We start from the raw sequence: 24949 nt of genomic DNA, 5'->3' as shown, positions 1-24949 counted from the left end.
GCCTGCGCGCCCTTGGAGTCGGTCGCCCATGGCCTGGCCCGGACAGCGCGGCTTCGTCGGCGGCACGGTCGACAAGGACACGGGCCTGACCCGCCTCGGCGCCCGTGACTACGACCCGGCGACGGGCCGGTTCATCACGGTCGACCCGATGGTCGACTACGGCCGGCCGGCCACGATGAACCCGTACGCCTACAGCAACAACGCCCCGGCCACGTTCTCCGACCCGTCGGGCGAGTTCTTCCCGATCCTGATCGGCATCGCGGCCCGCATCGCCATCCAGGCGGCGATCCGCGCGGCAGCCCGCCGCGCGGCGATCATCGCGGCCCGCAAGGCGGCCCAGGCGGCGGCCTGCCGGGCGGCGGCACTGGCCCGCAAGCGCGCCCTCGAGGCCGCGAAGCGAGCGGCGGCGAAGGCGAAGCGGGAAGCGGCCCGTAAGGCGGCCGCGGCGAAGCGAGCGGCGGCCAAGCGGGCAGCGGCCCGCGCGGCGGCGAAGAAGGCGGCGGCGCGCAGGGCGGCATCCCAGGCCCGCGCCCGCGCGGCCCGGGCGGCGGCGAAGAAGGCGGCAGCCCGTCGTGCGGTGGCCCGCAAGGCAGCGGCCCGCCCGAAGCCCCGAGCCAAGCCCCGCTCCCAGCCGAAGTCGCGCCCGAAGCCGTCGCAGGTGAAGCGGGCGGCGCAGAAAGGACGCGGAGGGGTATCAGGAGAAGATCGCCTGGGAGGCCGCGAGCCAGGGCGCTGTTCTAGCGGGCGCCGGGGTGTTCCGGCGCTTGCTGGATGATCCGGACCACGAGGTCTCCAAGGCTGCGCGAGATCTGATCTCGATCCTTGCGTAGCCTCGGGACGACTGCCCTCTGAGGCGAACGTGCCACCAGCGGCTCCCCCGGAGAATCCTCCGGGGGAGCCGTTCGTGTTGAGGGGCGCTTCATGCCGTTTTTCGCATGCTCTCGCTGGACGTGAGCCTCCTGCTGGGAGGGACACGAGTCGGTCCGGGTTCGGTACGGTCGTGGTGAAGGAGCCGCACCGTTCGCAGGTGCTGCGAAACTTCGCCGCGTCGGGCGTGGGGATGCGCGAGACGGCGGAAGCGGAACGCGCCCATGCCGGGCCCCCGGTAGGTGAGGTGCAGAAAGGTGACACTCCCGCACCGAAGTGTCACCTTTCTGTGCGGACCACCCCCGGGGCAGGCACCGGGCAGAGAGTCGCGCCACCCAAGTTCGAAGACCCCCGCGCCGCTCAGGCGGCCTGCGACGCTCGTCATGAACTGGCCGCCGAACACGACGGCAACGACAACGGCACACCCAAGCTGGGCATCAACCTCCTGAACTGGAACGGAGGTTGGCCCGTCGCCTACTGACGCGGCGGAGTGACTAGCCCGCCTGTCCCATGCCCGCCGCGTTCGGCCAGCTCTGGGCGTTGGGCCAGCCGGTGGCCGCCGCGGGGGAGAGGCCGTTGGTGCCGCGGACCTGGGCGGCGGTGAGGCCGCCGCGGGCCGGGACGCCGGTGGGCGTCGGACCCATCGGCGGAGCGGCCATGGGCGGGGCGGCCATCGGCGGGGCCATCTGGGGAGCCATGGCCGCCGGGGCCATGGCGGGGGCCATCGCCGGGGCCATCGACTGCGGAGCCATGGACTGCGGGGCCATGGACGGAGGAGTCATCGCCGCCGGTGCCATCGCGGGTGCCATCGCAGCCGGTGCCATCGCCGCCGCCGGAGCCATCGGCGGCGCCGGGGCCGGGGTCGGGAACGGAGTCGGGACGGGGGTCGGGAACGGAGTCGGCGCCGGGGCCGGGGTCGGCACCGACTGGGGGAAGATCTGGGCCGCCGCCGGGAGCGGCATTCCGGCGCCGTCGGAGGGCGTGGGCTGCGCCATCGCCGGAGCCATCGCGGGGGCCATCGCGGCCGGGGCCATCGCCGCCGCCGGTGCCATCGGTGCCGCCGCGGCCACCAGTCCCGGTGCCGGCATGCTCATCGCCTGGGCGGCGAGGCCCGGCATGCCCGCACCGTTGGTGACGAGCCGGTCCACGGCCGCCATCCCCGAGCTGTAGCCGACGCCGGCGCTCAGCTCGGGCACGGGGGCTCCCCTCCTGGTCCCGTAGAGCACCTGCTCCAGGCCGGACACCAGGCGGCGGACGTCCACCTGGGGGCGCACCACGAGCCTCAGGAAGCGGCTGGAGGAGCCGATCTTGTTGCCGCACTCGCGGACCAGGATGCGGTGGTCGGCGAGCATCCGGTCGCGGACCACGGTGCCCTCGGCGCCGACGGGCAGGCGCACGAAGAGGAAGTTCCCCTGGGAGGGATAGACCGTCAGGCCGGGCAGCGCGCTGAGCTGGCTCGCCATGTCGAGGCGGTCGCGGCGCACCTGCATCAGGCTCTGCGCGTACTCGAGGCCGTGCTGCTTGAGGATGAACACCACGTGTTCGGCGAAGGAGTTGAGGTTCCACTTCGGCAGCATCGAGCGGACCTTGCCCGCGAGCGCCGGGTTGGCGACCAGGTAGCCGAAGCGGATGCCGTGCAGGCCGAAGTTCTTGCCCAGGCTGCGCAGCACGATCACGTTCGGGCGGAGCATGGCCTCCTGGACGACGCTCGGCTCGGCCTCCGCGTCCGCGAACTCCAGGAACGACTCGTCGATGACGATCAGGTCCAGGTCGGCCATCGCGTCCATGAACTGCACGATCGCGTGCTTGTGCAGGAAGCCGCCGTCGGGGTTGTTCGGGTTGCAGATCACGGCGGCCCGGGTGCCGCGTGCGCGGATGAACTCGGCGTACTGGGCCAGGTCCAGGGCGAAGCCGCTGGACTCCTGGAGCGGGAACATGTCGACCCGCTTGCCGGTCTCCATGGGCTGGTCGGTCCAGCGGCCGAAGGTGGGGACGGGGATGGCGAGGGACTCGCGGACCAGCAGGTGGTCGATCCAGGTGATGAGTTCCGTCGAGCCGTTGCCCATCGCCACGGCCTGCGGCGGGAGTTGGAGCAGGTTGCACAGTTCGGCGGTGATCGTGTCGGCGCTGCTCGGGTAGTACGTGATGATGTCGCGCAGCCGCGCGGCCATCTCGTCGAACATGGCCGGGGTCGGGAAGTACGGGTTGCAGGGGATGCAGAAGTCCACCGGGCCGACCCCCTCGCCGCCCTCGCGAGTCAGCGCCGCCATCGACGGGCTGTGCGCCGCGGTGTTGCGGAACAACGAGGAGACGTTGTCGGCCATGGAACCTCCGTATGGGGCGGAGCCGGCGGGGACGACCGGGCCCGTCGTCATTGGGTGGCCCGCGCGGGGGAGCGCGGGCCACCCGTACATACGGAGGCTGGGGTGGGGCTGTTCAACCGCTGAGGAATCGGTAAGAACTTGTGCCCCACCTGTGAAGGCGCGTTGCCTGTCTGGTTATCTGTCCAGTTGCCCGTCCCCGTTTTCTGTCGGGGACCTGGCAGGCGTCGAACGTGTGGATCGTCGTCGTCCTGTACGTCTGTCCCGGGCGCAGTGTCGTCGACGGGAACGACAGCTGGTTCGGCGCGTCCGGGAAGTGCTGGGTCTCCAGGCGGAGGGCGTCGCCCTGGCGGTAGGTGCGGCCGCCGGTGCCGGTGAGGGTGCCGAGTGTGGTGGCGGCGGCTCCCGCGGCCGCGGCTGATGCGATGACGGTGCGTCGGTTCGGTTCCGTGCGTGCGCCCCCGACAAAGGTCGGGCCCCGCCTTCCGGCGGGGCCCGAGCTGACTTACGAACCGGACTTGCGCTTGTTCCACACGTCGAACCCGACGGCCAGCAGCAGGGCCATGCCCTTGATCACCTGCTGCCAGTCGGTGCCGACGCTGAGGAGGTTCATGCCGTTGTTCAGCACGCCGAGGACGAGACCACCGATGATCGCGCCGAGGACGGTTCCCACACCGCCGCTCATGGACGCGCCACCGATGAACGACGAGGCGATCGCCTCGAGTTCGAAGCTGAGGCCCGCCTTCGGCGAGGCCGCGTTCAGGCGGGAGGCGACCACCAGACCCGCCAGGGCCGCGAGCACGCCCATGTTGAGGAAGACAAGGAAGGTGACCTTCTTGTCCTTGACGCCGGACAGCTTCGCCGCCGGGAGGTTGCCGCCGATCGCGTAGATGTGGCGGCCGAAGACGGCGTTGCGCATGACGTAGCCGTAACCGACCACCAGCATGCCGAGGATGATCAGGATGATCGGCGCGCCCTTGTAGCTGGCGAGCAGCATGGTGACGGCGAGGATCGCGGCGGCGATGGCGACGAGCTTGAGCAGGAACAGGTTCCTGGGCGCCACTTCGAGGGCGAACTCCTGCTGCCGCTTGCGGTCGCGGACCTCCTGGAGGACCACGAAGGCCAGCAGGCCGAAGCCCAGCAGCAGCGTGAGGTTGTGGTAGTTGGTGTTCGGGCCGACCGCCGGCAGGAAGCCGTTGCCCATCTTCTGCAGGCCGTCGGGGAACGGGCCGAGGGTCTGGCCCTTCAGGAACATCTCCGTCAGACCGCGGAAGATCAGCATGCCCGCGAGGGTGACGATGAAGGAGGGTATGCCGAAGTAGGCGATCAGGAAGCCCTGCGCCGCGCCGGCGAGCGCGCCCATGGCCAGGCACAGCACCAGCGCGAGCGGCCACGGCACACCGTGCTGCACGGTCAGTACGGCCGCGAAGGCGCCCACGAACGCCGTCAGCGAACCGACCGACAGGTCGATGTGGCCCGCGATGATCACCAGCATCATGCCGATCGCGAGGATCAGGATGTAGCTGTTCTGCAGCACCAGGTTGGAGACGTTGCGCGGCAGCAGCAGGTCGCCGCCCGTCCACACCTGGAACAGGATCACGAGCAGGCCGAGCGCGATCAGCATGCCGTACTGGCGCATGTTGCGACGCAGCCCGTCCAGCACGAGCCGGAGCAGCCCGCCGCCGGAGGCCGAGCCCCCGCTCTTCCCGGGCGGCGCGGCCGCCGGGCTCTTGTCGGTCACGTCCGTGCTCATCGCGTTACCTCTTTGTCCTTCGTCATCTGGCGCATCAGCACTTCCTGCGTGGCCTCGGCCCGCGGGAACTCACCCGTGAGCCGCCCGGCGGCCATGGTGTAGATGCGGTCGCACATGCCGAGCAGTTCGGGCAGCTCGGAGGAGATGAAGACGACCGCCTTGCCCTGGGCGGCCAGTTGGTCGATGACCGTGTAGATCTCGAACTTGGCGCCGACGTCGATCCCGCGCGTCGGCTCGTCCAGGATCAGCACATCCGGACCCGCGAAGATCCACTTGCTGAGGACGACCTTCTGCTGGTTGCCGCCGGACAGTTTGCCCACCGACTCGAAGACCGTGGGCGCCTTGATGTTCATCGACTTGCGGAAGCCCTCGGCGACCTGCCGCTCCTCCTGCTCGTCGACCACACCCCGCTTGGCGACCTTGTTCAGGGCCGTCAGCGAGATGTTGCGGTTGATCGTGTCGATGAGGTTGAGGCCGTAGTGCTTGCGGTCCTCGGTGACGTACGCGATCCCGTGCCCGATCGCCTCGGCGACCGACCTGGTACGGATCTCCTTGCCGTCCTTGAGGACCGTGCCGCCCGCGTAGCGGCCGTAGGCGCGGCCGAAGACGCTCATCGCGAGCTCGGTGCGGCCCGCGCCCATCAGGCCGGCGATGCCGACGATCTCCCCGCGCCGCACCTGGATCGACACGTCGTCGACGACCTTGCGCTGCTGGTCGATCGGGTGGTGCACGGTCCAGTCGCGGATCTCCAGGGCCGGGGCCGCGCCCTGCTCGGGCTGGTGCGGGGTGCGCTCGGGGAAGCGGTGGTCGAGGTCGCGGCCGACCATGCCGCTGATGATCCGGTCCTCGGTCGTCTCCGCCGCCGCTACGTCGAGCGTCTCGATGGAGCGCCCGTCGCGCAGGATCGTCACCGAGTCGGCGACCTTGCGGATCTCGTTCAGCTTGTGCGAGATGATGATCGAGGTGATGCCCTGGTTCTTCAACTCCAGGATGAGATCGAGGAGTTTGCCGCTGTCCTCGTCGTTCAGCGCCGCGGTCGGCTCGTCCAGGATGAGCAGCTTCACCTTCTTGGAGAGCGCCTTCGCGATCTCCACGAGCTGCTGCTTGCCCACGCCGATGTCGGTGACGCGGGTCTCCGGGTGGTCGTCGAGACCGACCCGGCGCAGCAGTTGCGAGGCGTGCCGCAGGGTCTCCCGCCAGTCGATGAACCCGCCCTTGGCGTGCTCGTTGCCGAGGAAGATGTTCTCCGCCAGGGAGAGATACGGCGACAGCGCCAGCTCCTGGTGGATGATCACGATGCCGAGCTGCTCGCTCGCCCGGATGTCCCTGAAGGAGCAGACCTCTCCCTCGAAGAGGATCTCCCCCTCGTAGGTGCCGTGCGGATGGACGCCGGAGAGCACCTTCATCAAGGTGGACTTGCCGGCGCCGTTCTCCCCGCAGATGGCATGGACCTCGCCCTGCCGGACGGTCAGTGTGACGTCCGACAGCGCTTTGACGCCGGGAAAGGTCTTGACGATCGAGCGCATTTCCAGGACGGGTCCCGCCATGGTCGTGCCTTCCAATCCGTGAGGTTCGACGCTTACTTGAGCTGGTCGGCGGTGTAGTAGCCGCCCTGGACGAGCTCCTTCTCGTAGTTCGTCTTGTCGACGCTGACCGGCTGCAGCAGGTAGGCGGGGACGACCTTGGTGCCGTTGTCGTACGACTTGGTGTCGTTGACCTCGGGCTTCTTGCCGTTGAGGGAGGCGTCGACCATGTCCGTGGCGACCTGGGCGAGCTTGCGGAGGTCCTTGTAGACGGTCATCGACTGCTCACCCGCGATGATCGACTTCACGGAGGCCAGCTCGGCGTCCTGACCGCTGATCACCGGCAGCGGCTTGCCGGCCGTGCCGTAGCCGTCCGACTTCAGCGCGGCGATGATGCCGATCGAGATGCCGTCGTACGGCGAGAGCACCGCGTCGACCCTGCCGGTGGTGTACGACGAGGTGAGCATGTCCTCCATGCGCTTCTGGGCGGTGGCGCCGTCCCAGCGCAGGGTGGTGACCTGGGTCATCTTGGTCTGGCCGGACTTGACGACCAGCTTCTTGCTGTCGATGTACGGCTGGAGCACGCTCATCGCGCCGTTGAAGAAGTACTTGGTGTTGTTGTCGTCGTTGGAGCCGGCGAACAGCTCGATGTTGAACGGGCCCTTGCCGGCCGCCAGGCCCAGCTTGTCGACGAGGTAGCCGGCCTGGAGCTTGCCGACCTTCTCGTTGTCGAAGGACGCGTAGTAGTCGACGTTCTTCGTGCCGAGGATCAGGCGGTCGTAGGAGATGACCGGGATCTTGGCGTCGGCGGCCTGCTGGAGGACGTTGTTCAGGGACTTGTTGTCGATGGCGGCGATGATCAGCGCCTTGACGCCCTGGGTGATCAGGTTCTCGATCTGCGAGACCTGCTGGTCGGGGTCGTCCTCGCCGAAGACCAGCTTGGTCTTGTAGCCCTTGGCCTTGAGGTCCTTCTCGACGTTGGCGCCGTCGGTGATCCAGCGCTCGGAGGACTTGGTCGGCATCGCGATGCCGATCGTCCCGCCCTTGGCGTCGCCCGACTCCGTCTTGCTGCCGCCCTCCCCGGACTGCCCGCAGGCGGTCAGGGTCAGGGCGAGGGAGGCGGCTCCGGCTATGGCGGCGAGGGCGGCTCTGCGGTTACGCATGGTCATCATCCTTGATGTGTGTGCAGTGATCGGTCTCGCGGTGCGAAGGGCGCTCCCGGATCTGACGCCGGGAAGACCGAGAAGGGGGTGTGTGGGATTCTGCGCGCCTGTGTCGGCTTCTGTGAAGCGGGGTTTCCGGAACGTTATGACCGGATGTCGAAGCGGTTCAGTTCACCCGGCAGACGCGAGCCGAGCGGGGCCATGTCGCCGTCCGCTCCGTGCCGCGCGAGCAGGTCCAGCGCGAGCCTTCCGCGCCGCACCCGCTCCCGGGCCGTGGAGAGCGTCAGGTCGCGCATGTGGTGGCCGTACGGGTAGATCCCCGGGGCCTTGGACAGGCCGAACTTGAGATACAGCGGTGCGCCGCGCCGGATCAGCTCGGCGACCTCGTACATCCGGATATAGCCGCCGAGATCGTCGGGGGCCTCGATGTACATGTCCATGGGGGCGCCCGACACCCGGCGGATCTCGGTGAGGTGATCGAGCGTCAGGTCGCTGGGCACGTTGAGCGAGTCGGCGCCGAGCCGCTCGTACACCGCGTACGCGGCCGGGTTGACGGGGCCGATGAGCGCCGACACCTTCAGCGTCGTGTCGGCCGGGATGATGCCGGACCGTCGTGCCCGGTGCAGCGTCCACAGCACGCCCTCGTCGGCGACGAGCAGGCACTTGACGCCCAGCTCCGTGGCCCGGACGGCGTCTTCGACACATCCGGCGACCGCGTCGTGCCCGCGAGCCCGCAGGCCCCCGCCGCGCGAGTCGGTCCGGGTGGAGCCGCCGATGTCCCAGGTGCCGCGCGGACCGGTGAACAGGCAGAGCTCGATGTCACGCTCGCCCGTCGCCTGGACCATCTCGGTGATCTCGGCGTCGGAGAGCATCCACACGCCGCTGCCCTGGCTGATCCGGTGGACCGGCACGTCGAGCAGCGAGGCTTCCTTGAGGATGACGGCCAGCGCTTCGGGACCCTCGCACGAAGGGACCTCGGTGCGCCAGCGGCCGCCGCCCGGGAAGGCGTGGGAGGAGGCGTCGGCGGGGTCGAGGGCGGGCGCGCCGAGGCCGAGCGCGGCGAGCGTCTGCTCGCCGGGTCGACGGGCTGCCGTGTCGGAGGCGTCGGTCGTCACTAGCTGTCCTTCATGTTCGATATTTCGGACGAGGTTCGCGGCTCAAGGCATGCGGGGTGCGTGATGCGATGTCTGGGTGTACGCCGGTACGGAGACCGTCAGGTTGCCCCCGTACCGGCGTACGACTAGGGGGCCTTCTAAGGCCGGAGCAGCACCTTGCCCACCTTCGGATCGCCGGATCCCACCAGCTCGATGGCCTCGGAGAAGTCGGCGAGCGGCAGCTCGTGGGTGACCAGCGACAGCAGATCCAGCAGCCCGGCACCGAACACCCGCACGGTGTGCGACCAGGCCTGCGGCGGCGCCCCGAAGACGGTGAGCACCTCCAGCTGGCGCACCACCAGGTCCGTCGGGTCGAGCCCCTCGGCGCCCGGCGCCGGGATCCCGGTCAGGACCAGCCGTCCGCCGCGCCTGAGCAGCGAGGTGGCCATCCGGGCGGCGGAGGCCGAACCCGCGGTCTCGACGACGACGTCGAAGTCGTCCGGCAGCTCCTGGTCCCAGGTGCGGAAGTCGGTGGCCCCGAATTGCCGGGACAGCGTCTCCCGGTCGTTTCGGGTGCCCACGACGAGCAGCTCGGCCGGCGAACCCGCCTTCAGGAACTGGACGGCGAGCATGCCCAGGGTGCCGGTGCCGACCACGGCCACCCGCTCGCCGGGCAGCGCACGGGCCTTGATCGCGGCGGCCGCGATGCAGGCGGCGGGCTCCAGGAGGGCGGCGGCGGTGAGGTCGGCGTCCTCGGGGAGCACGTGCAGCAGGCGGGACGGCAGGGTGAGGGTCGAGGCCATCGCCCCGGGCTGGGTGAAGCCCGTCTCCTCGTAGCCGTCCGTGCACAGCGTGGTCTCGCCCGCGTGGCAGCGGTCGCAGACCTGACAGTTGCGGGAGCCCTCACCGACGACCTTGCGCCCGACCAGCGACGAGGGGACCCCGGCGCCGACCGTGTCGACCGTCCCGGACCACTCGTGGCCCGGGGTCAGCGGGTAGCGGACGTACCCCTCGGGCCGGTTGCCCTGGTACACCTCGCGGTCGCTGCCGCAGATGCCGGTGGCGTGGACGCGCACCAGCGCCTCACCGGCCTCCGGCGGCCGGGGCTCGTACGGGACGAGCCGGTGCCTGCCCGGCGAGTCGACGACGACGGCGGCACCGCTCACTTGTCGCCGCCCTTCGGCTTGCGCTGCTCCCAGCCGTCGGCCCACAGGTCGAAGCGGGCCTGCTGCTGCGGGAACTCGGCGGCGGCGTCCACGTCCAGCTCGACGCCGAGGCCGGGCGCGTCGGAGAGGTGGAAGTAGCCGTCGATCACCTCGGGCGCGCCCTTGACGACCTTCTTGATCTCCGCGTCCGCGAAGTCGTTGAAGTGCTCGAGGATCTTGAAGTTCGGGGAGGTGAACCCGACCTGGAGCGAGGCGGCGGTCAGGACCGGGCCGCCGACGTTGTGCGGGGCGACGAGCACGTAGTGCGCCTCGGCGGTCGCGGCGAGCTTCCTCGTCTCCCAGATTCCACCGATGTGGCCGACGTCCGGCTGGATGATGTCGACGGCCTGGCTCTCGAAGAGCTCACGGAACTCGATGCGGTCGTGGATGCGCTCACCGGTGGCGACGGGGATGTCGACCTTGGCGGCGACCTTCTCCAGCGCCTTCAGGTTCTCCGGCGGGCAGGGCTCCTCCAGCCAGGCGGGCTTGAAGGGCGCGAGCTCGTGGGCGAGGCGGATCGCGGTGGCGGGGGAGAAGCGGCCGTGCATCTCCAGCATCAGCTCGGAGTCCGGCCCGATGGCGTCGCGCACGGCCTCGATGAGGGAGACGGCGTACAGGGTCTGCGCGTGGTCCAGCTCGAAGTGGCCGGTGCCGAAGGGGTCGATCTTCAGCGCCTTGTATCCGCGCTCCATGACCCCCTGCGCCGCCTTGTGGTACGCCTCGGGCGTCCGCTCGGTGGTGTACCAGCCGTTGGCGTACGCCTTGACCTTGTCGGTGACCTTGCCGCCGAGCAACTGCCAGACCGGCACGCCGAGGGCCTTGCCCTTGATGTCCCAGCAGGCCATCTCGACGACGGCGATACCGGACATCACGATCTCGCCGGCGCGGCCGTAGTCGCCGTACTTCATCCGGCGCACCAGGTCCTCGACAGCGAACGGGTCGGAGCCGAGAATGTGGTTGGCCTCGGCCTCCTTCAGGTAGCCGATCAGCGCGTCGGTGTGGCCCAGCATGCGGGTCTCGCCGACACCCGTGATGCCCTCGTCGGTGTGCACGAGTACGTAGGTCAGGTTGCGCCAGGGCGTCCCGACCACGTGTGTGCTGATTCCGGTGATGCGCACGGAAGCTGCCTTTCAGGGCTGTTCGAGATTTCGTCACTCGTTCGAAATGCTGGCGTGACAGTAAGGACGGAGTGAGGGGGGTGTCAATGGGTCGAACACGTAACGGTTTCGACACTTTCGGCCCCGGCTTTCGATAACGGGTCGGTCGGGCCCCCGTGCCAGGATGACTGGTTTCCCACACAACTTTCACAGGCTGACCTAGGAACGTGACCATCCGGCAACTTAGTCTTCCCGCGTCATGGACTACTGCGACCCGTGCCGACGGCACCTCAACGGCGCCCTCACCTGCCCGGGGTGCGGCGCCCCAGCCCATCAGCTACGCGCGTACACCGCGGAAGCGACGGCATACCCGCCGTCGGCTCCGGCGCCCTACGGCACCCAGGACGCCGCCTTGGCGGCGGACTGGGGCGGCGCGAGCAGCACCGCCGGGGAGGGCGCGTTCGAGCCCGACCGGAGCGGCGGGATCGAGACAGGACGGGCGGCTGAGGGCGAGGCCGGTCCGGTGGCTGAGGGCGAGGTCGACCGCGGCGGTGAGGGTGAGCCGCAGGGGCGGGCCGCTCGTCGCCGTGGGCAGGGGCGTGGCCGGGGGCGCGGGCGCGGACAGGCCGCGCCGCTGACGGGCGACGCCGAGGACTCTGTGGACGACGCCGAGGAGGGACCGGGCGCCGTCGACGCGAGTCGTCGCGATCGCAAGGCCGCCGTGCACCGCAGGCGCCGCCGTCGCGCCGTGCTGATAACCACCGGCTTCGTCCTGGCGGCCGCCGGCCTGAGCCTGGCCGAACTCGGCATGGACGCGCCGGGCTTCAGCTCCCCGAACCCGGCGGCGGCCGGCGGCGAGTCCTCGGAGGTCGACGAGGGAACCCCGTCCCCGGACCGGACGGCCCAGCCCCTGGACGACGAGACGGCCACCGGCAAGAGCACCTCCTCCGCCTCCCCGGAACCCTCCACGTCCCCCTCGGCCTCGGCGTCCTCGACGCCCTCCGGGGACGCCGAGGCGACCCCCGCCAAGGACCCCCTGTCCGCAACCCGCCCGGGCTCCTCCGGCTCCACGTCCGACGTGACGCCCCCGACGGACCAGACCACCGCCCCGAGCGCCGACCCGACCACCTCCCCCACCCCCGAACCATCACCGTCGGAAACCTGCAACCGCTTCCTGTGGTGGTGCACGTAGGGCGACCTGGCCCACGTAGATCAGTTCCGCAGGGCCGATCCAGCCCGGTCGGCCCGTGCCGCGCAGGCGTCCGTCTTGAAGAGGGTCCAGACGGTTTTGCCCACGACGTGGGGCGTGATGCCGAAGTCGTCGGCCACGTTGCGGGCCAGGTGGAGGCCCCGGCCCGAGCAGGCGTCCGGGGTGGGCGGGGACGCGGGGGCGGGGTGGTCGCCGGTGTCGCGTACGGCCAGGCGGATCAGGGGGCCGTCGAGGGTGAGGGTCACGCAGTACTGCCTGCCCGGAGGGACACCGTGCAGCAGGGCGTTCGTGGCGAGTTCCGACACGCACAGCGTGATGTCGTCCAGCCGGTCGACGCACCCCCAGTCGGCGAGGGCCTCGTGGACGAAGGTGCGGGCGGCCCGTACGGAGGCGCGCGAGCGGGGGAAACGACGTTGCCGTGTCAAGGGCACGGGGGCCACCTCCGGTGGTTCTGGGGCGTCCTGCGGCGATACCTTACTGTTGTTCGCGAAAGGTAACAAGGTAGTCCAGGGTGGCTGAGGGTGGCTCGGGGTGGCGGTTGGCGGATGAGGCAAGTCGCCTACCGTGTAGGGCGGCAGGGTCGGAAGAACGGTCGGCCGGTCGGCCGTCCGACCGGTGGGCCGGCACAGGGAGGCGTCGTGGGTGCGAGCGGTTGGGTCAGCACGTCGTTGCCGTATCTGACGCCCCCGGGGACGGGCCAGGGCGACCGTTGGGCGGCCGAGGCCGCGGCCGGCGGCCGGCGCGGCACCCAGCGCATCGTGCACGCCGGCGAGGTCCCCGCCCCCGCCGACGTGGCGGAGCTGCTCGGCGTCCCGCAGGGCGACCCGGTCGTCGTACGCCGGCGCCTGATCCTCCTCGACGACGAGCCCAGCGAACTCGCCGACACCTACTACCCGACCGCCATAGCGGGCGGCACCCGTCTCGCCGGCACCGCGAAGATCCCCGGCGGCGCGCTCACCCTGCTCGCCGAACTCGGCCACGTCGGCGTCCTCGTCCGGGAGGACGTGACGGCCGGGATGCCCGACGAACAGGAGCGCCACGCACTGCGCACCGCCCCCGAGGAGCCGGTCCTGCGGCTCCTGCGGCTCACGCTGGACCGTGACGACCGGCCGATCCAGGTCGACCGTATGGTGATGCCGGCCCTACGGCAGCGGCTGCGCTACCAGATCAGGATCGGATGACCGTGCCCAAGGCAGAACCGGAAGCCGTCGACCGCCGATCCCTGCACGAGCGGATCGCGGCCGATCTGCGCGACGACATCATGACCGGAGAGCTCGCCCCCGGCGCCAGCCTGCCCACCACCGCCCAGCTCAAGGAACGCTTCGCGGCGGCCGGCGCCACGGTCCAGAAGGCCCTGCGACTCCTCAAGGACGAACGCCTGGTGGTCGGCCGGGCGGGCGCCTCCGTCACCGTCCGCGAGCACCGCCAGCGCACCGTCCGGCCCGCCGCCCTGATGGCCCCGGGCAGCCCCGGAGGGCCCTACCGCTGGCTCACCGAGGCGGCCAAGCACGGCACGCACGCCCGCAGCGAGCTCCTCGACGTCACGGAGACCCGCCCGCCGGCCGACGTCCGCGCCGTCCTCGGCCTGCCGCCCGACGGCACCGCCCTGCTGCGCCGTCAGATCCTCCTCGTCGACGACGAACCCGCCGAACTCGTCGAGTCCTACTACCCGTTGGGCATCGCCCGGGGCACGCCCCTGACCGACCGCCGCCGGATCAGAGGCGGCACCCCCGCCCTGCTGACCGAACTCGGCCACCCGCCCCGCCGCAGCACGGACGGCGTCTCGGCCCGGGTCCCCACCCAACGGCAGTGCCAGGCTCTCCGCCTCACCAGCGGCATGCCGGTGCTGCGTACACTGCGCGTCGTCCGCAGCGACGACGACCGCCCCGTCGAGGTGACCGTGATGGTGAAGGCGGGTCATCTCTACGAGCTCCAGTACGAGTTCACGGCGGAACCCACGGAACCAGCCGCAGAACAAGCGACAGAACAAGCGACAGAACAAGCGACAGAACAAGCCACAGAAGAAAGAGAGGGAGGAGCGTGATCGTGCTCGTCCTGTCGGTGATTCTCGTCCTCGTCCTCGGCGGCTGCGCCTGCGTCTGGTGGGCATCGCGAGGCGGCCCCCGCTGGGCACGCGCCGTGGCCACCGCGACCCTGGCGGCGGGCGAACTGCTGCGCCAGTCGGACCGCGGAGGCCGCAGGAACCAGCAGTCGAACTCGGACGACTAGGGCCGACCAGGGCCTGTCCGGCGGCGGGGGCGGATCAAGCCCCGGGGTCAAGCCGGGGTCAAGCCCCTGGGGCAAGCCACGGGGTCAAGCCCTGGAGTCAGGCGCCGGAGCCAGGGGTGCCCTACACCGCCAGCATCCGTTGCAGCATCCCCCGCAACACCACCCGCTCCTCTTCCCCCAGCCCCGCCAGCGGCGCCCGTGCGAACCGCAGCGACTCGCGCAGCCCCTTGGCGATGCGCCGGCCCTCGTCCGTCGCCGCCGCCAGCTTCACGCGCCGGTCGGCCGGGTCGGGCCGCCGTTCGACCAGGCCGCGGGACTCCAGCCGGTCGACGATGCCGGTCACGTTGGACGGCTCGCACTTCAGCTTCTGCGCCAGCTTGCGCATCGGCAGCGGCTCCAGCGAGAGCAGGCTCAGCAGCCGGGCCTGCGCGCCGGTCAGCGCGTGACCTGCGGCGGCCTCCTCGTAGTCCTGGTAGAAGCGGTCCACGACCTCGCCGATCAGCTCCACGACCTCCATGGTCAGAGGGTCGGTAACGGGGGTCGGATGTGGGGTGGCCATGGTTCGAGGGTACCCCCTTTACTTGACAACATGAAATATTAAGGTGCATGGTTGTTTCAGGTAGTGAAGCATTTCGGTGAAGCATCTCAGTGAAGCTTTTGAAGCGTGCGACGTGTGAAAGGCAGCCCCCCATGACCGACTCCGCCCTCCCCACCACCAGCCGCGAATGGCGTCTGCTCAGCCGTCCCGTCGGCTGGCCGAAGCCGGAGGACTTCGAGCTGGTCCAGGCGGAGATCCGGCAGCCCGGCCCGGGTGAGGTGCTGGTCCGCAACGCCTACGTCTCCGTCGACCCGTACATGCGCGGCCGCATGAGCGCCGCCAAGTCGTACACCGCCCCCTTCGAGCTGGGCAAGGCCATGCAGGGCGGTGCGGTCGGCGAGGTCGTCGTCTCGAACGCCGAGGGCATCGCGGCCGGCGACCACGTCCTGCACTTCGGCGGCTGGCGCGAGTACGCCACCTTCGACGCCAAGCAGGCCGTCAAGGTCGACGCCGAGGCCGCGCCCCTCTCCACCTACCTCGGCGTCCTCGGCATGACCGGCCTCACCGCCTACGCCGGTCTCCTGCGCACCGCCTCCTTCAAGGAGGGCGACTCCGTCTTCGTGTCGGGCGCGGCCGGTGCCGTCGGCGGCCAGGTCGGCCAGATCGCCAAGCTGAAGGGCGCCTCCCGGGTCATCGGCTCGGCCGGCTCCGACGACAAGGTCAAGGTCCTCGTCGAGGAGTACGGCTTCGACGCGGCCTTCAACTACAAGAACGGCCCGGTCGCCGAGCAGCTCCGCGAGGCCGCCCCGGACGGCGTGGACGTCTACTTCGACAACGTCGGCGGCGACCACCTCGAGGCCGCCATAGGCTCCCTCAACCTGCACGGCCGGATCGCGATCTGCGGCATGATCTCGGTCTACAACAACACCGAGGCCGCCCCCGGGCCCAAGAACCTCGCCCGCCTCATCCAGACCCGCGGCCGCATCGAGGGCCTCCTCGTCGGCGACCACTACGACCTCCAGCCGCAGTTCGTCCAGGAGGTCGGCGGCTGGATCCGTTCCGGCGAGCTGAAGTACCGCGAGACGGTCGTCGAGGGCATCGAGAACAACCTTGAGGCGTTCCTCGGGGTGCTGCGCGGCGACAACACCGGAAAGATGATCGTCAAGCTCTGACCGTCTTCCCCGCGTCAGTCCGCACATGACCGAAGGCCGCACCCTCGGCGGGGGGTGCGGCCTTCGCCTGCGTATCAGTCAGTGCCAGTCAGCGTCAGTCCGTGTCAGCCAGTACCTCAGCGCGATGCCGTCGCCGCCCGGTGGACGGCCTCCGCCAGCCGGTAATTCTCCGGTGCCGCCGCGCCCGGGAAGGCGTACCGGCGGCGCGTGTAGCCGTAGGCGAGCCCGCTGCGCGGGTCCGCGAACGCCTGGCAGCCGCCCGCCCCGCTGTGCCCGAACGCCCCGGCGCCCAGGAACGGGTACCAGGTGTCCGCGGTCGCCTGGAAACCCAGCCCGAACGCCTTGTGCGTGCGCAGCACCACGTCGTACCCCACGGAGTGCAACTGCCCGAACTCCGCCGCCGTGTCCTCCTTCAGCAGCGGCGCCTTCCCGTCGACCTCGCTGATCGCCGCCGCGTACAGCCCGGCCAGCCCGCGCGCCGAGCCGACCCCGCCCACCGAGGCAGGCCCCTTGGCGCGGATCAGGGGGTCGTTGGGCAGGAGTTCCAGGTCGGTCGGCTCGGCGGTGTGGCGGTTGAAGGCGATGGCGGCGAGGGTGTGCGGCCCGCCGGGCCGGGCGTCCAGCAGTGCCCGCTGTTCGGCGGTCGGCGCCATCGGCTGCGCGGTGCGGAAGCGCGGCTCGTGCACCGCCGGCAGACCCAGGAAGAAGTCCAGCCCGTACGGGGCGCGCACCCGCTCCTCGTACACCTCCTGGAGCGTACGGCCCGTCGCGCGCCGTACGACCTCGCCGGTGAGCGCCCCGATGACCAGCCCGTGGTAGCCGAAGGCGGTGCCCGGACGCCAGTACGGCCGCTGGTCGGCGAGGCGTTCGGCGATCTGACGGTCGTCGGCCAGCTCCTGCCGCGTGAAGCCGCTGTCCGTGCCGACCACCCCGGCCCGGTGCGCGAGCAGCTCGCGCAGGGTCAGCGCGCCCTTGCCCTCCGCGCTGAACTCCGGCCAGTAGTAGGTGACTTTGCGGTCCAGCTCCAGGGTGCCCTCCTGCACGAGGAGTGCGACCACGAGATGGGCGGCGCCCTTGGTCGACGAGTAGACGCCGTAGAGGGACTCGGGGCCGACGTCGGCATCGTCCCCGGGCACCCACAGGTCGACGACCCGCTTGCCGTGCACGTACGCACACAACTGGCCTTCGTAGTCGGGCCGTTCCTCCGCGACGAACGCGGCGAACTCCTCCCGCACCGCTTCGAAACCGTCGGCGACGGTGCCGTGGATCTCCTTGGCCGACCGATGCAACCGAGTCATCCGCTCTCCTCAACCAGCCCGCTGCTTGCGTGTGCCTGTGCGTGTGCGTCTGCGTGTGCCATGGTGATCAATGCCTGTGCGACCTGCGGGAACTCCCCCTTCGGATGATCCCGGAAGAGAGGCTCCGTGCCGAACAGGACAGCGTGCGGGCGAGGGCGGTGATCAGAACAGGCCGGGCAGGGCAGGTGCTCGTGGTGCGCACGCGTACCTCCTCTGGACTTGCCGAGATCGTTGCTTCCGGAGATCGGTACGGCGAGGTGTACCTGTTCGACTCAACTGCAACAAGAGGGTGTTGGTGTCCTCGACACCCCGGACGGCCCCGGGACGACCCATGGATGGCCTAGGGACAGCCGAGGGATCGCCTGGGGACGGCTTAGGGATGTGGCCTGCGAGGACCGCCGGACGGGTACGGGAGCGCCCACGGTAAAGTTCCGGCCATGCGCGATCTCGGGGTGGGCTTCAACTACTTGCTACAGGGCCAGAAGTGGGTGGCCCGTCACGGCAGGCAGTACAGCTTCGGCCTGATCCCCGGCCTCATCACCCTCGTCCTGTACATCGCCGCCTTCGTCGCACTCGCCCTCTGGGGCGGCGGCTTCGTCGCCTGGACCACCCCCTTCGCCGACGACTGGTCCAGCCCCTGGCAGGGCCTCTTCCGCGGCTTCCTCACCGCCGTGCTGTTCGCCCTCGGCCTCCTCCTCGCCGTCCTCACCTTCACCGCGGTCACCCTCCTGCTCGGCCAGCCCTTCTACGAGGCCCTCTCCGAGAAGGTCGACCGGGACGTCTCGCCCGACGGCACGGCCCCCGAGTCCGGGCTGCCGCTCTGGCGCGAACTGTGGCTCTCCGCCCGCGACAGCCTCCGCATCCTGGCCCGCGCGCTGGTGTGGGGCGTGCTGCTGTTCGCCCTCGGGTTCGTCCCGGTCGCCGGGCAGACGGTCGTCCCGGTGGTCGGCTTCTTCGTCACCGGCTTCTTCCTCACCGAGGAACTCGCCGCCGTCGCCCTCCAGCGCCGGGGCGTCGACCTGCGCGCCCGCCTCGCCCTGCTCCGCTCCCGCAAGACCCTGGTCTGGGGCTTCGGCACCCCGCTGGGCCTCGCCTTCCTGGTCCCGTTCGTCGCGGTGTTCCTGATGCCGGGCGCGGTCGCGGGCGCGACCCTGATGGCCCGCGACCTGCTCGGCGAGGAGACGCGGGACGACTACGAGCAGCCCGCCGACGCCCCGGAAGGCGAGACCGCCGCCTCCTGACCGAGGCGACGCCTACGCGACCACGCCTACGCACCGGCCGCCGCCACGCCCAGGATCGCCCGCACCTGGGCGACGATGTCCAGCCGGTTCCGTACGAACTCCGGGTCGGTCACCTTCCCGGTCGCCGGATCGGTGTTGCCGGTCCCGAACTGCAGCACCGGCGTGTGCACATGCCCGCCCGGCAGGCTGCCGTGCAGTCCCAGCCGGTCGCGCAGGAGGGTGGCAGGTTCGCACTTCCCGGGTCATCCCCAACCGCGCCCAGTACAGCGGCCGGTCGTCGTCCCGGCTCAGATCACCGCCGGCCGGCCCCCGACCCTGCACCCGGTCGACGGCCCGCCGCCACAGCGCCGACCCCTGGCGCGCGACGACCTGACGGGCCTCGGCGTAGGAGCGCGCGGAGTCGAGCGCGCGGGCCAACTCCGGTGCCACGGAGTCGAATCCGGAACGGGCCAGGATCTCTTGGGGGACGGCCTTGTCCAGCCGTTGTTCCTCAATGGTGCCGCCTGGGGCCGCCTCGCTGGCTGCGGCGGCGGTGGCGGTCGTGGGAGCGGAGAGGCCGGCCGGCAGGGCCAGGCTGAGAACGCCGACACGAACTCGTATGGAATGCACGGGGGTTCGGGTCCTTCCGTCGCTGTGGGGAGCGGGGGAGCGGGGGAGCGGGGGACTGGGGGAGCGTGGGTGTGGGACGGCGGAAGTATCCCGTGCCGGAAGTGGTCCACGCCATGCCTCAGCCCCGCTCCCCCTCAGCCCCCGCAGGCCCTGCTCCCCCGCAGGCCCTGCTCCCCCGCAGCCCTCTCAGTCCACGGGCTCGCCCAGCAGCATGAGGAAGTCCCGGAAGGCCGCCGGCATGTCCACCGACTCCGGGTCCAGCAGCCACTGGTACTGGAGGCCGTCCAGTACGGCCACGAGGAGGGGCGCCACGCGTTCGGGAGGAAGGCCGCTGGGGACGCGGTCGCCGTACTTCGCGCGCAGGACCGCCGCCATGCTCTCGCGCACGGTGCGGTAGCGGTCGGTGAAGTAGTCGCGCGCCGGATGCCCCTCGGTGACGCTCTCGCCGAGCAGCGCCGAGAAGGTCTGGATGATCGCGGGCCGCATGGCGTTGTACTCGACGAGCGAGAGCAGCAGGTCGAGCCGCCACTGTGAGTCCGGCCGCGCGTCCCACTGGTCCCGTTCCTGGAGCACCGCCACCAGCAGCGCCTCCTTCGACGGGAAGTGGTGCAGCAGCCCCTGCTGGGTCAGGCCCACCCGCTCCGCCACCGCGGCCAGGCTCGCACCCCGGTAACCGCGCTCGGCGATCACCTCCAGGGCGGCCCGGACGATCTCCGCCCGCCGTTCCTCGCTCCTGGTCGTCCTGGCGCTCATGCCGTCACGGTACGGCATCCGGGCAGGAAAGGTAACGGCAGGATAACGAAACCTACCGCTCTACAGGCAACCGGTGCACGATGGGGGAACAGCACTCACGCTCAACGAGGAGGCACCCCCATGGCGGGACCCGAGGCCGGAACCGAAGCGGCCGGCGACGCGGCCCTCGACGCGGCCCTCGACGCGGCCGGCGACGCGGCCCTCGAAGCGGCCGTCGAGGCGGCACTCGGCAAGCTCGACCTGGATGCCAAGGCCCGCCTCCTGGCCGGTCAGGACATGTGGTCCCTGCCCGCCCTGCCGGAGATCGGCCTGGAGTCCCTCGTCATGTCCGACGGCCCGATCGGCGTCCGCGGCGTGCGCTGGACCTCCGGCGACCCGTCCGTCGCGCTGCCCTCACCGACCGCCCTCGCCGCCACCTGGGACCCCGAACTCGCCCGCAGGGCAGGGGTGTTGCTCGCCCAGGAGGCCCGCCGCAAGGGCGTCCACGTCCTCCTCGCCCCCACCGTCAACCTGCACCGCTCCCCGCTCGGCGGCCGCCACTTCGAGGCCTACAGCGAGGACCCGTACCTGACCGGCCGGATCGGCACCGGTTACGTGCGGGGCGTCCAGTCCGGCGGCGTCGGCACCACCGTCAAGCACTTCGTCGCCAACGACGCCGAGACCGACCGCTTCACGGTGAACAACCTGGTCTCCGAACGCGCCCTGCGCGAGCTGTACCTGGCCCCCTTCGAGGCGATCGTCGAGAACGCCCACCCCTGGGGCATCATGACCGCCTACAACACGGTCAACGGCACCTCGATGACCGAACACCGCTACCTGGTCAACGAAGTCCTGCGCGGCGAATGGGGCTTCGACGGCTACAACGTCTCCGACTGGATGGCCGCCCGCGACACCGTCGCCGCCGTCGAGGGCGGCCTCGACGTCGCCATGCCCGGCCCCCGCACCATCTTCGGCCAGGCCCTCGCCCAGGCCGTACGGGACGGCAAGGCCGAGGAGTCCACGGTCGACGGGGCCGTCCGCAACGTCCTGCGCCTCGCCGCCCGCGTCGGCATCCTGGAGGGCGCGCGGCCCGCCGTCACCGAGCTCCCCGACACCGTCGGCGGCGAGGCGCTCGCCCGCGAGATCGCCCGCCGTGCCTTCGTCCTTGTCCGCAACGAGGACCGGGCCCTGCCCCTGCGCCCCGACACGACGGTCGCGCTGATCGGCGCCGCCGCCCGCGACGCCCGCGTCCTCGGCGGCGGCTCCGCCGTCGTCTTCCCGGCCCGGGTCGTCTCCCCGCTCGACGGCCTCACCGCCGCCCTCCCCGACGGCAGCCTCAGCTACGCCGTCGGCGCCGACCCGAACACCGAACTCGCCGTCGCCGACAAGGGGTTCGAGCTGCGCGCTCTCTGCCGTGACGAGGCGGGCACCCTCATCGGGACCGGCGCCGCCCCCACCGGCGAGATCAACTGGATGGGCTCCGACCTCCCCGACGGCGTCACCCACGACACGCTCCACACCGTGGAGCTGACCGGCACGTTCACCCCGCGCGAGAGCGGCCCGCACGTCTTCGGCATCAAGGGCACCGGCGCCTTCACCCTCACCGTGGACGGCACGACGTACTTCGACGACGTCCAGCGCCCCGCCGACGACGGCGACCCCTTCGAGTCGTTCTTCGGGACCCCGCAGCCCCACGCCGAGACCGAACTCACCGCCGGACAGCCGGTCGAGATCTCCCTCACCTTCGTCGTCACCCTCCCCGCGGGCATCCCCTTCAAGGCCGTCGTCTTCGCCCTCACCTACCAGGAACCCCAGCACGACCCCGACGAGCTGATCGCGGAGGCCGTGGCCGCGGCCCGCGCCGCCGACACCGCCGTCGTCGTGGTCGCCACCACCGAGCGCGTCGAGTCCGAGGGCTTCGACCGCAAGAACCTGCGCCTGCCCGGCCGTCAGGACGACCTCGTGCACGCCGTCGCCGCCGCCAACCCGAACACCGTCGTGGTCGTCAACTCCGGTTCCCCGGTCGAGATGCCCTGGCGGGACGAGGTCGCCGCGGTCCTGCTGAGCTGGTTCCCCGGCCAGGAGGGCGGCGCCGCCCTCGCCGACGTCCTCACCGGCGCCCACGAGCCCGGCGGCCGGCTGCCCACCACCTGGGGCTCCCTGGCCGACGCCCCGGTCACCCAGGTCGTCCCGGCCGACGGCGAACTCCCGTACACCGAGGGCGTCTTCATCGGCTACCGCGCCTGGGAGAAGGCGAACCGCACCCCCGTCCACCCCTTCGGCCACGGCCTCGGCTACACCGACTGGGCGTACGAGTCGGTCGCCGTCGAGGGCTCCACGCTCACCGTGCGCATCCGCAACACCGGCGAGCGGACCGGCCGCGAGGTCGTGCAGGTGTATCTGGCGCCCGCCGACACCGCCCCGGCCCCCGACCGCCCCGTCCGCTGGCTCGCCGGATTCGCCGGCGCCGAGGCCGGCCCGGGCGAGACCGTGGACGTCACCGTCGACCTCCCGCGGCGCGCCTTCGAGATCTGGGACGAGGCGGACCGCCGGTGGTCCTTTGTGAAGGGTTCGTACGAAATCCAGGTGGGCCGCTCGATCGCCGACCGTAGGATCACCGCGACGATTAACGTGTGATCAGGCGCCCGTCGCCCCCATGAACAGCCCCGGTCCGGGACCTGACCCCCGGACCGGGGCAACATCTTTTTTACGGCTCGGGCTTACGGCTCGGGACCCCTACGGCTCTTTACCGCATCGAGAAGCCGTACACCGTCTCCGACCGGTACACGTCCCCCGGCCGCAGCACCGTGCTCGGGAAATCCGGACGGTTCGGGGAGTCGGGGAAGTGCTGGGTCTCCAGCGCGACGCCCTCGCAGGGCACGAACGGCTCGCCCAGATGTTCCGCCGTGTACACCTGGAGCCCCGGCTCGGTCGTCGCCACGGTCAGGACCCGCCCGGTCGCCGGATCGTGCAGCTCGGCCACCTCCTCCGGTGCGCCGGTGACACCCTTGTCGAGCACGAAGTTGTGGTCGTAGTCGGTGCCGATCTTGCGGGTGCCGCGGAAGTCGAAGCGGGTGCCGGCCACGGCGGCCGGCTCGCCCGCCGGGATCAGATCGGAGTCGACCGGCGTGTAGTGGCCGGCCGCGAGCCGCAGCTCGTGCCCGCTCGCCGCCCCGCTGCCCGGCCCGCCGAGGTTGAAGTAGCTGTGGTTGGTCAGGTTCACCACCGTCGGCGCGTCCGTGACCGCCTCGTACGCCAGCCGCAGCGCCCCCGACGCGTCGAGCGTGTACGTCGCCGAGACCTCCAGCCGGCCCGGGAAACCCTCCTCGCCGTGCGCGGCGACCCGGCTCAGCCGCAGCCCGTGCGCCACCGGCGCCACGTCCCACACCCACTTGTCGAATCCGCGCCCGCCGCCGTGCAGGGAGTTCGGCGCGTTGTTCGGCTCCAGCGCGTACGTCACCCCGTCCAGCGGGAAGCGGGCGTGCGCGATCCGGTTGGCGTACCGCCCGACCAGCGCGCCGAGGTAGGGCTCCGGATGCGCGAGATAGCCGTCCAGGTCCGCGAACCCCAGCACCACGTTCGCCGCGTGCCCGTCCCGGTCCGGGACCTCGACCGACTGCACGATGCCGCCGTACGACAGAACCCGCACCCGCGTGCCCGCCCGCTCCAGCGTCCAGCGGTGGACCGGGGTGCCGTCGGAAAGTGTTCCGAAGTGTTCGCTCATGACCGAAACCCTAAGTCACGAGGCCTTCGCGGTGATCGCTCGGTAAGCGATCTCCGCGAGCCGCGCCTGCCCGTCCTTGCTCGGATGGAACCAGTCCCAGTGGCTCAACTGGGCCGTGCCGAACCGGAAGTCGTACACCGCGCCGCCGTCGAACCGGCACCGCACGTCCTTCGCGCAGACCGCCGCCAGCACCGTGTTGTAGTCCTCCACCCGCTTCTGCACCGTCTCCCGCCGCAGGGTCGCCGCCGAGTCCAGCGCGTCCGCGTCGCCCAGCATCGACGGGCAGATGCCCAGCTTCCACACCTGCTTGCCCAGCGCGTTCGTCCGCCCCTGCGACCACAGCCGCTTCAGGTTCGGCACGCTCGCCACGTACACCTGGGTCTTCGGCAGCGCGCGGCGCAGCGTGCCCATCGCGTCCTCGAACTGGGCGCGGAAGTCGGCCACCGGCGTCATCGCCGCAGTCGAGGCCCGGCACGCGTCGTTCGCACCCGCCATCACCGTCACCAACTGCGGTTCGTCGGCCGCCGCCCGCGCCATCTGGCCCGGCAGGTCCGCCATCCGCGACCCGCTCGCCGCGTGGTTCCAACTGTGCGTGGCCGCCTTCGCCGCCCCCAGCAGCCGTACGGCGAGACTGTTCACCTCGGCGCTGCTGCCGGTCGCCCAGGACACCTCGGGGCAGTCCGCGAGGACCGTACACGCGTCGAAGCCGCGCGTGACCGAGTCGCCCACCGCCGCGACCGACGCGGGGCTGGAGTCCCACACCGGGGTCGGCGACGGAGACGGTTTCACCTGCCGCGCCCGCGCGCCCGAGGACTTCGTGCCGTCGCCGTCGCCCGACGCGGCGCAGCCGGCCAGGCCCAGGACGGCCGCCGTCGTGCCCGCGAGCACGGCCCGCACCCGCCGGTTCCGCTTCCCCATCCGCTGCTGTTCCCCTCGCTCCTCGAACTCCACGTACTCCCGCGACAACGCTCCCCCATGACAACGTGCGGGAGTTCCCGGCCAATCAACCACCCACAAGATGGAACGCCTCCCGCCCGTACAGGCGTCCTGCCGGGTGAATGGCGGAGGTTCACGGCACCGGAGGCGACGGTACGTCACACTCCTCGCGCCGCCGCAGGGTAGCCTCGCCATCAACGCGGCTGCCTGCCATCGCCGCCATGCCAGCCTGCAAGA

22 protein-coding genes and 2 pseudogenes are annotated in these 24949 nt (G+C 71.0%); 9 read left to right on the top strand and 15 right to left on the bottom strand.

Translation table 11 applies throughout. The annotated features are described in order from the left end of the window. The first annotated feature begins 28 nt into the window (after positions 1-28). Both OG352_RS13025 and OG352_RS13020 read left to right on the top strand, forming a co-directional pair. The gene (locus OG352_RS13025) at positions 29-775 is read left to right on the top strand and encodes an RHS repeat-associated core domain-containing protein (RefSeq protein ID WP_329216872.1); all 747 of its coding nucleotides are present in this window, start codon (positions 29-31) and stop codon (positions 773-775) included. Positions 776-1000: 225 nt separating this feature from the next. Continuing rightward, positions 1001-1348 carry a hypothetical protein gene (locus tag OG352_RS13020; protein ID WP_329224187.1) on the top strand — a complete coding sequence of 116 codons (348 nt, stop codon included), beginning with the start codon at positions 1001-1003 and terminating at the stop codon, positions 1346-1348. A 13-nt stretch (positions 1349-1361) separates the two neighbouring features. On the opposite strand, the gene OG352_RS13015 is transcribed toward OG352_RS13020, so the two are convergent. The 8 genes and pseudogenes from OG352_RS13015 to OG352_RS12980 form a co-directional block, all read right to left on the bottom strand. Next, on the bottom strand, positions 1362-3191 hold the full coding sequence (locus OG352_RS13015) for a pyridoxal phosphate-dependent aminotransferase (RefSeq protein WP_329216870.1): 1830 nt from the start codon (positions 3189-3191) through the stop codon (positions 1362-1364). 220 nt (positions 3192-3411) lie between these two features. Further along, positions 3412-3573, bottom strand: a pseudogene (locus OG352_RS13010) (aldose epimerase family protein); the annotation flags it as partial. A gap of 120 nt (positions 3574-3693) precedes the next feature. Further along, on the bottom strand, positions 3694-4941 hold the full coding sequence (gene mmsB, locus OG352_RS13005) for a multiple monosaccharide ABC transporter permease (protein WP_329216868.1): 1248 nt from the start codon (positions 4939-4941) through the stop codon (positions 3694-3696). Then, entirely contained in the window at positions 4938-6488 is a 1551-nt protein-coding gene (gene mmsA, locus OG352_RS13000) for a multiple monosaccharide ABC transporter ATP-binding protein (protein WP_329216867.1), read from the bottom strand. The genes mmsB and mmsA overlap by 4 nt, the downstream gene beginning before the upstream one ends. Before the next feature lie 32 nt (positions 6489-6520). Continuing rightward, positions 6521-7627 carry a multiple monosaccharide ABC transporter substrate-binding protein gene (gene chvE, locus OG352_RS12995; protein ID WP_329216866.1) on the bottom strand — a complete coding sequence of 369 codons (1107 nt, stop codon included), beginning with the start codon at positions 7625-7627 and terminating at the stop codon, positions 6521-6523. Positions 7628-7770: 143 nt separating this feature from the next. Next, complete coding sequence (locus tag OG352_RS12990; protein WP_329216864.1) at positions 7771-8742, bottom strand: hypothetical protein; 972 nt, start codon at positions 8740-8742, stop codon at positions 7771-7773. Between the two features lie 137 nt (positions 8743-8879). After that, on the bottom strand, positions 8880-9887 hold the full coding sequence (locus tag OG352_RS12985) for a zinc-dependent alcohol dehydrogenase (RefSeq protein ID WP_329216862.1): 1008 nt from the start codon (positions 9885-9887) through the stop codon (positions 8880-8882). After that, positions 9884-11044, bottom strand: a complete 1161-nt coding sequence (locus OG352_RS12980; RefSeq protein ID WP_329216860.1) for a mandelate racemase/muconate lactonizing enzyme family protein — start codon at positions 11042-11044, stop codon at positions 9884-9886. Before OG352_RS12980 ends, OG352_RS12985 begins: the two co-directional genes overlap by 4 nt. A gap of 238 nt (positions 11045-11282) precedes the next feature. Between OG352_RS12980 and OG352_RS12975 the strand changes: the two genes are divergently transcribed. Then, entirely contained in the window at positions 11283-12215 is a 933-nt protein-coding gene (locus tag OG352_RS12975; protein ID WP_329216858.1) for an SCO2400 family protein, read from the top strand. A gap of 20 nt (positions 12216-12235) precedes the next feature. Here OG352_RS12975 and OG352_RS12970 read toward each other — a convergent pair whose 3' ends face one another. Beyond that, positions 12236-12664, bottom strand: a complete 429-nt coding sequence (locus OG352_RS12970) for an ATP-binding protein (protein WP_329216857.1) — start codon at positions 12662-12664, stop codon at positions 12236-12238. Positions 12665-12871: 207 nt separating this feature from the next. Between OG352_RS12970 and OG352_RS12965 the strand changes: the two genes are divergently transcribed. Genes OG352_RS12965 through OG352_RS12955 form a run of 3 tightly spaced genes read left to right on the top strand, consistent with a single transcriptional unit; the run spans position 12872 to position 14462 of the window. Beyond that, entirely contained in the window at positions 12872-13414 is a 543-nt protein-coding gene (locus OG352_RS12965; RefSeq protein WP_329216856.1) for a UTRA domain-containing protein, read from the top strand. Then, complete coding sequence (locus OG352_RS12960) at positions 13411-14277, top strand: GntR family transcriptional regulator (protein ID WP_329216855.1); 867 nt, start codon at positions 13411-13413, stop codon at positions 14275-14277. Before OG352_RS12965 ends, OG352_RS12960 begins: the two co-directional genes overlap by 4 nt. After that, complete coding sequence (locus OG352_RS12955) at positions 14274-14462, top strand: hypothetical protein (protein ID WP_329216853.1); 189 nt, start codon at positions 14274-14276, stop codon at positions 14460-14462. Before OG352_RS12960 ends, OG352_RS12955 begins: the two co-directional genes overlap by 4 nt. Before the next feature lie 121 nt (positions 14463-14583). On the opposite strand, the gene OG352_RS12950 is transcribed toward OG352_RS12955, so the two are convergent. Further along, positions 14584-15021, bottom strand: coding sequence for a MarR family winged helix-turn-helix transcriptional regulator (locus OG352_RS12950; RefSeq protein WP_329216851.1), 438 nt, complete (start codon positions 15019-15021; stop codon positions 14584-14586). 131 nt (positions 15022-15152) lie between these two features. On the opposite strand from OG352_RS12950, the gene OG352_RS12945 reads away from it, so the two are divergent. Next, positions 15153-16172 (top strand): NADP-dependent oxidoreductase, encoded by a 1020-nt coding sequence (locus OG352_RS12945; RefSeq protein WP_329216849.1) that lies wholly within the window; start codon positions 15153-15155, stop codon positions 16170-16172. A gap of 116 nt (positions 16173-16288) precedes the next feature. Here OG352_RS12945 and OG352_RS12940 read toward each other — a convergent pair whose 3' ends face one another. After that, positions 16289-17470, bottom strand: a complete 1182-nt coding sequence (locus OG352_RS12940) for a serine hydrolase domain-containing protein (protein WP_329216848.1) — start codon at positions 17468-17470, stop codon at positions 16289-16291. 437 nt (positions 17471-17907) lie between these two features. On the opposite strand from OG352_RS12940, the gene OG352_RS12935 reads away from it, so the two are divergent. Further along, complete coding sequence (locus OG352_RS12935; RefSeq protein WP_329216847.1) at positions 17908-18711, top strand: EI24 domain-containing protein; 804 nt, start codon at positions 17908-17910, stop codon at positions 18709-18711. 26 nt (positions 18712-18737) lie between these two features. Here the strand turns inward: OG352_RS12935 and OG352_RS12930 are convergent. Together OG352_RS12930 and OG352_RS12925 are read right to left on the bottom strand one after the other, a co-directional pair. Further along, a pseudogene (locus OG352_RS12930) lies at positions 18738-19320 on the bottom strand (hypothetical protein). Between the two features lie 186 nt (positions 19321-19506). Further along, positions 19507-20091: a TetR/AcrR family transcriptional regulator gene (locus OG352_RS12925; protein WP_329216845.1), complete on the bottom strand. Its 585-nt coding sequence runs from the start codon at positions 20089-20091 to the stop codon at positions 19507-19509. 102 nt (positions 20092-20193) lie between these two features. Between OG352_RS12925 and OG352_RS12920 the strand changes: the two genes are divergently transcribed. After that, the gene (locus OG352_RS12920) at positions 20194-22689 is read left to right on the top strand and encodes a beta-glucosidase (protein ID WP_329216843.1); all 2496 of its coding nucleotides are present in this window, start codon (positions 20194-20196) and stop codon (positions 22687-22689) included. Positions 22690-22798: 109 nt separating this feature from the next. Here OG352_RS12920 and OG352_RS12915 read toward each other — a convergent pair whose 3' ends face one another. Continuing rightward, positions 22799-23776, bottom strand: a complete 978-nt coding sequence (locus OG352_RS12915) for an aldose epimerase family protein (protein ID WP_329216842.1) — start codon at positions 23774-23776, stop codon at positions 22799-22801. A gap of 15 nt (positions 23777-23791) precedes the next feature. Further along, positions 23792-24694, bottom strand: a complete 903-nt coding sequence (locus OG352_RS12910) for an SGNH/GDSL hydrolase family protein (RefSeq protein WP_329223811.1) — start codon at positions 24692-24694, stop codon at positions 23792-23794. Positions 24695-24949: the final 255 nt, after the last annotated feature.

The sequence above is a fragment of the Streptomyces sp. NBC_01485 genome, from assembly GCF_036227125.1.
In the GTDB taxonomy this organism is placed as follows: domain Bacteria; phylum Actinomycetota; class Actinomycetes; order Streptomycetales; family Streptomycetaceae; genus Streptomyces.
This window is presented reverse-complemented; position numbering and strand designations above follow the sequence as displayed.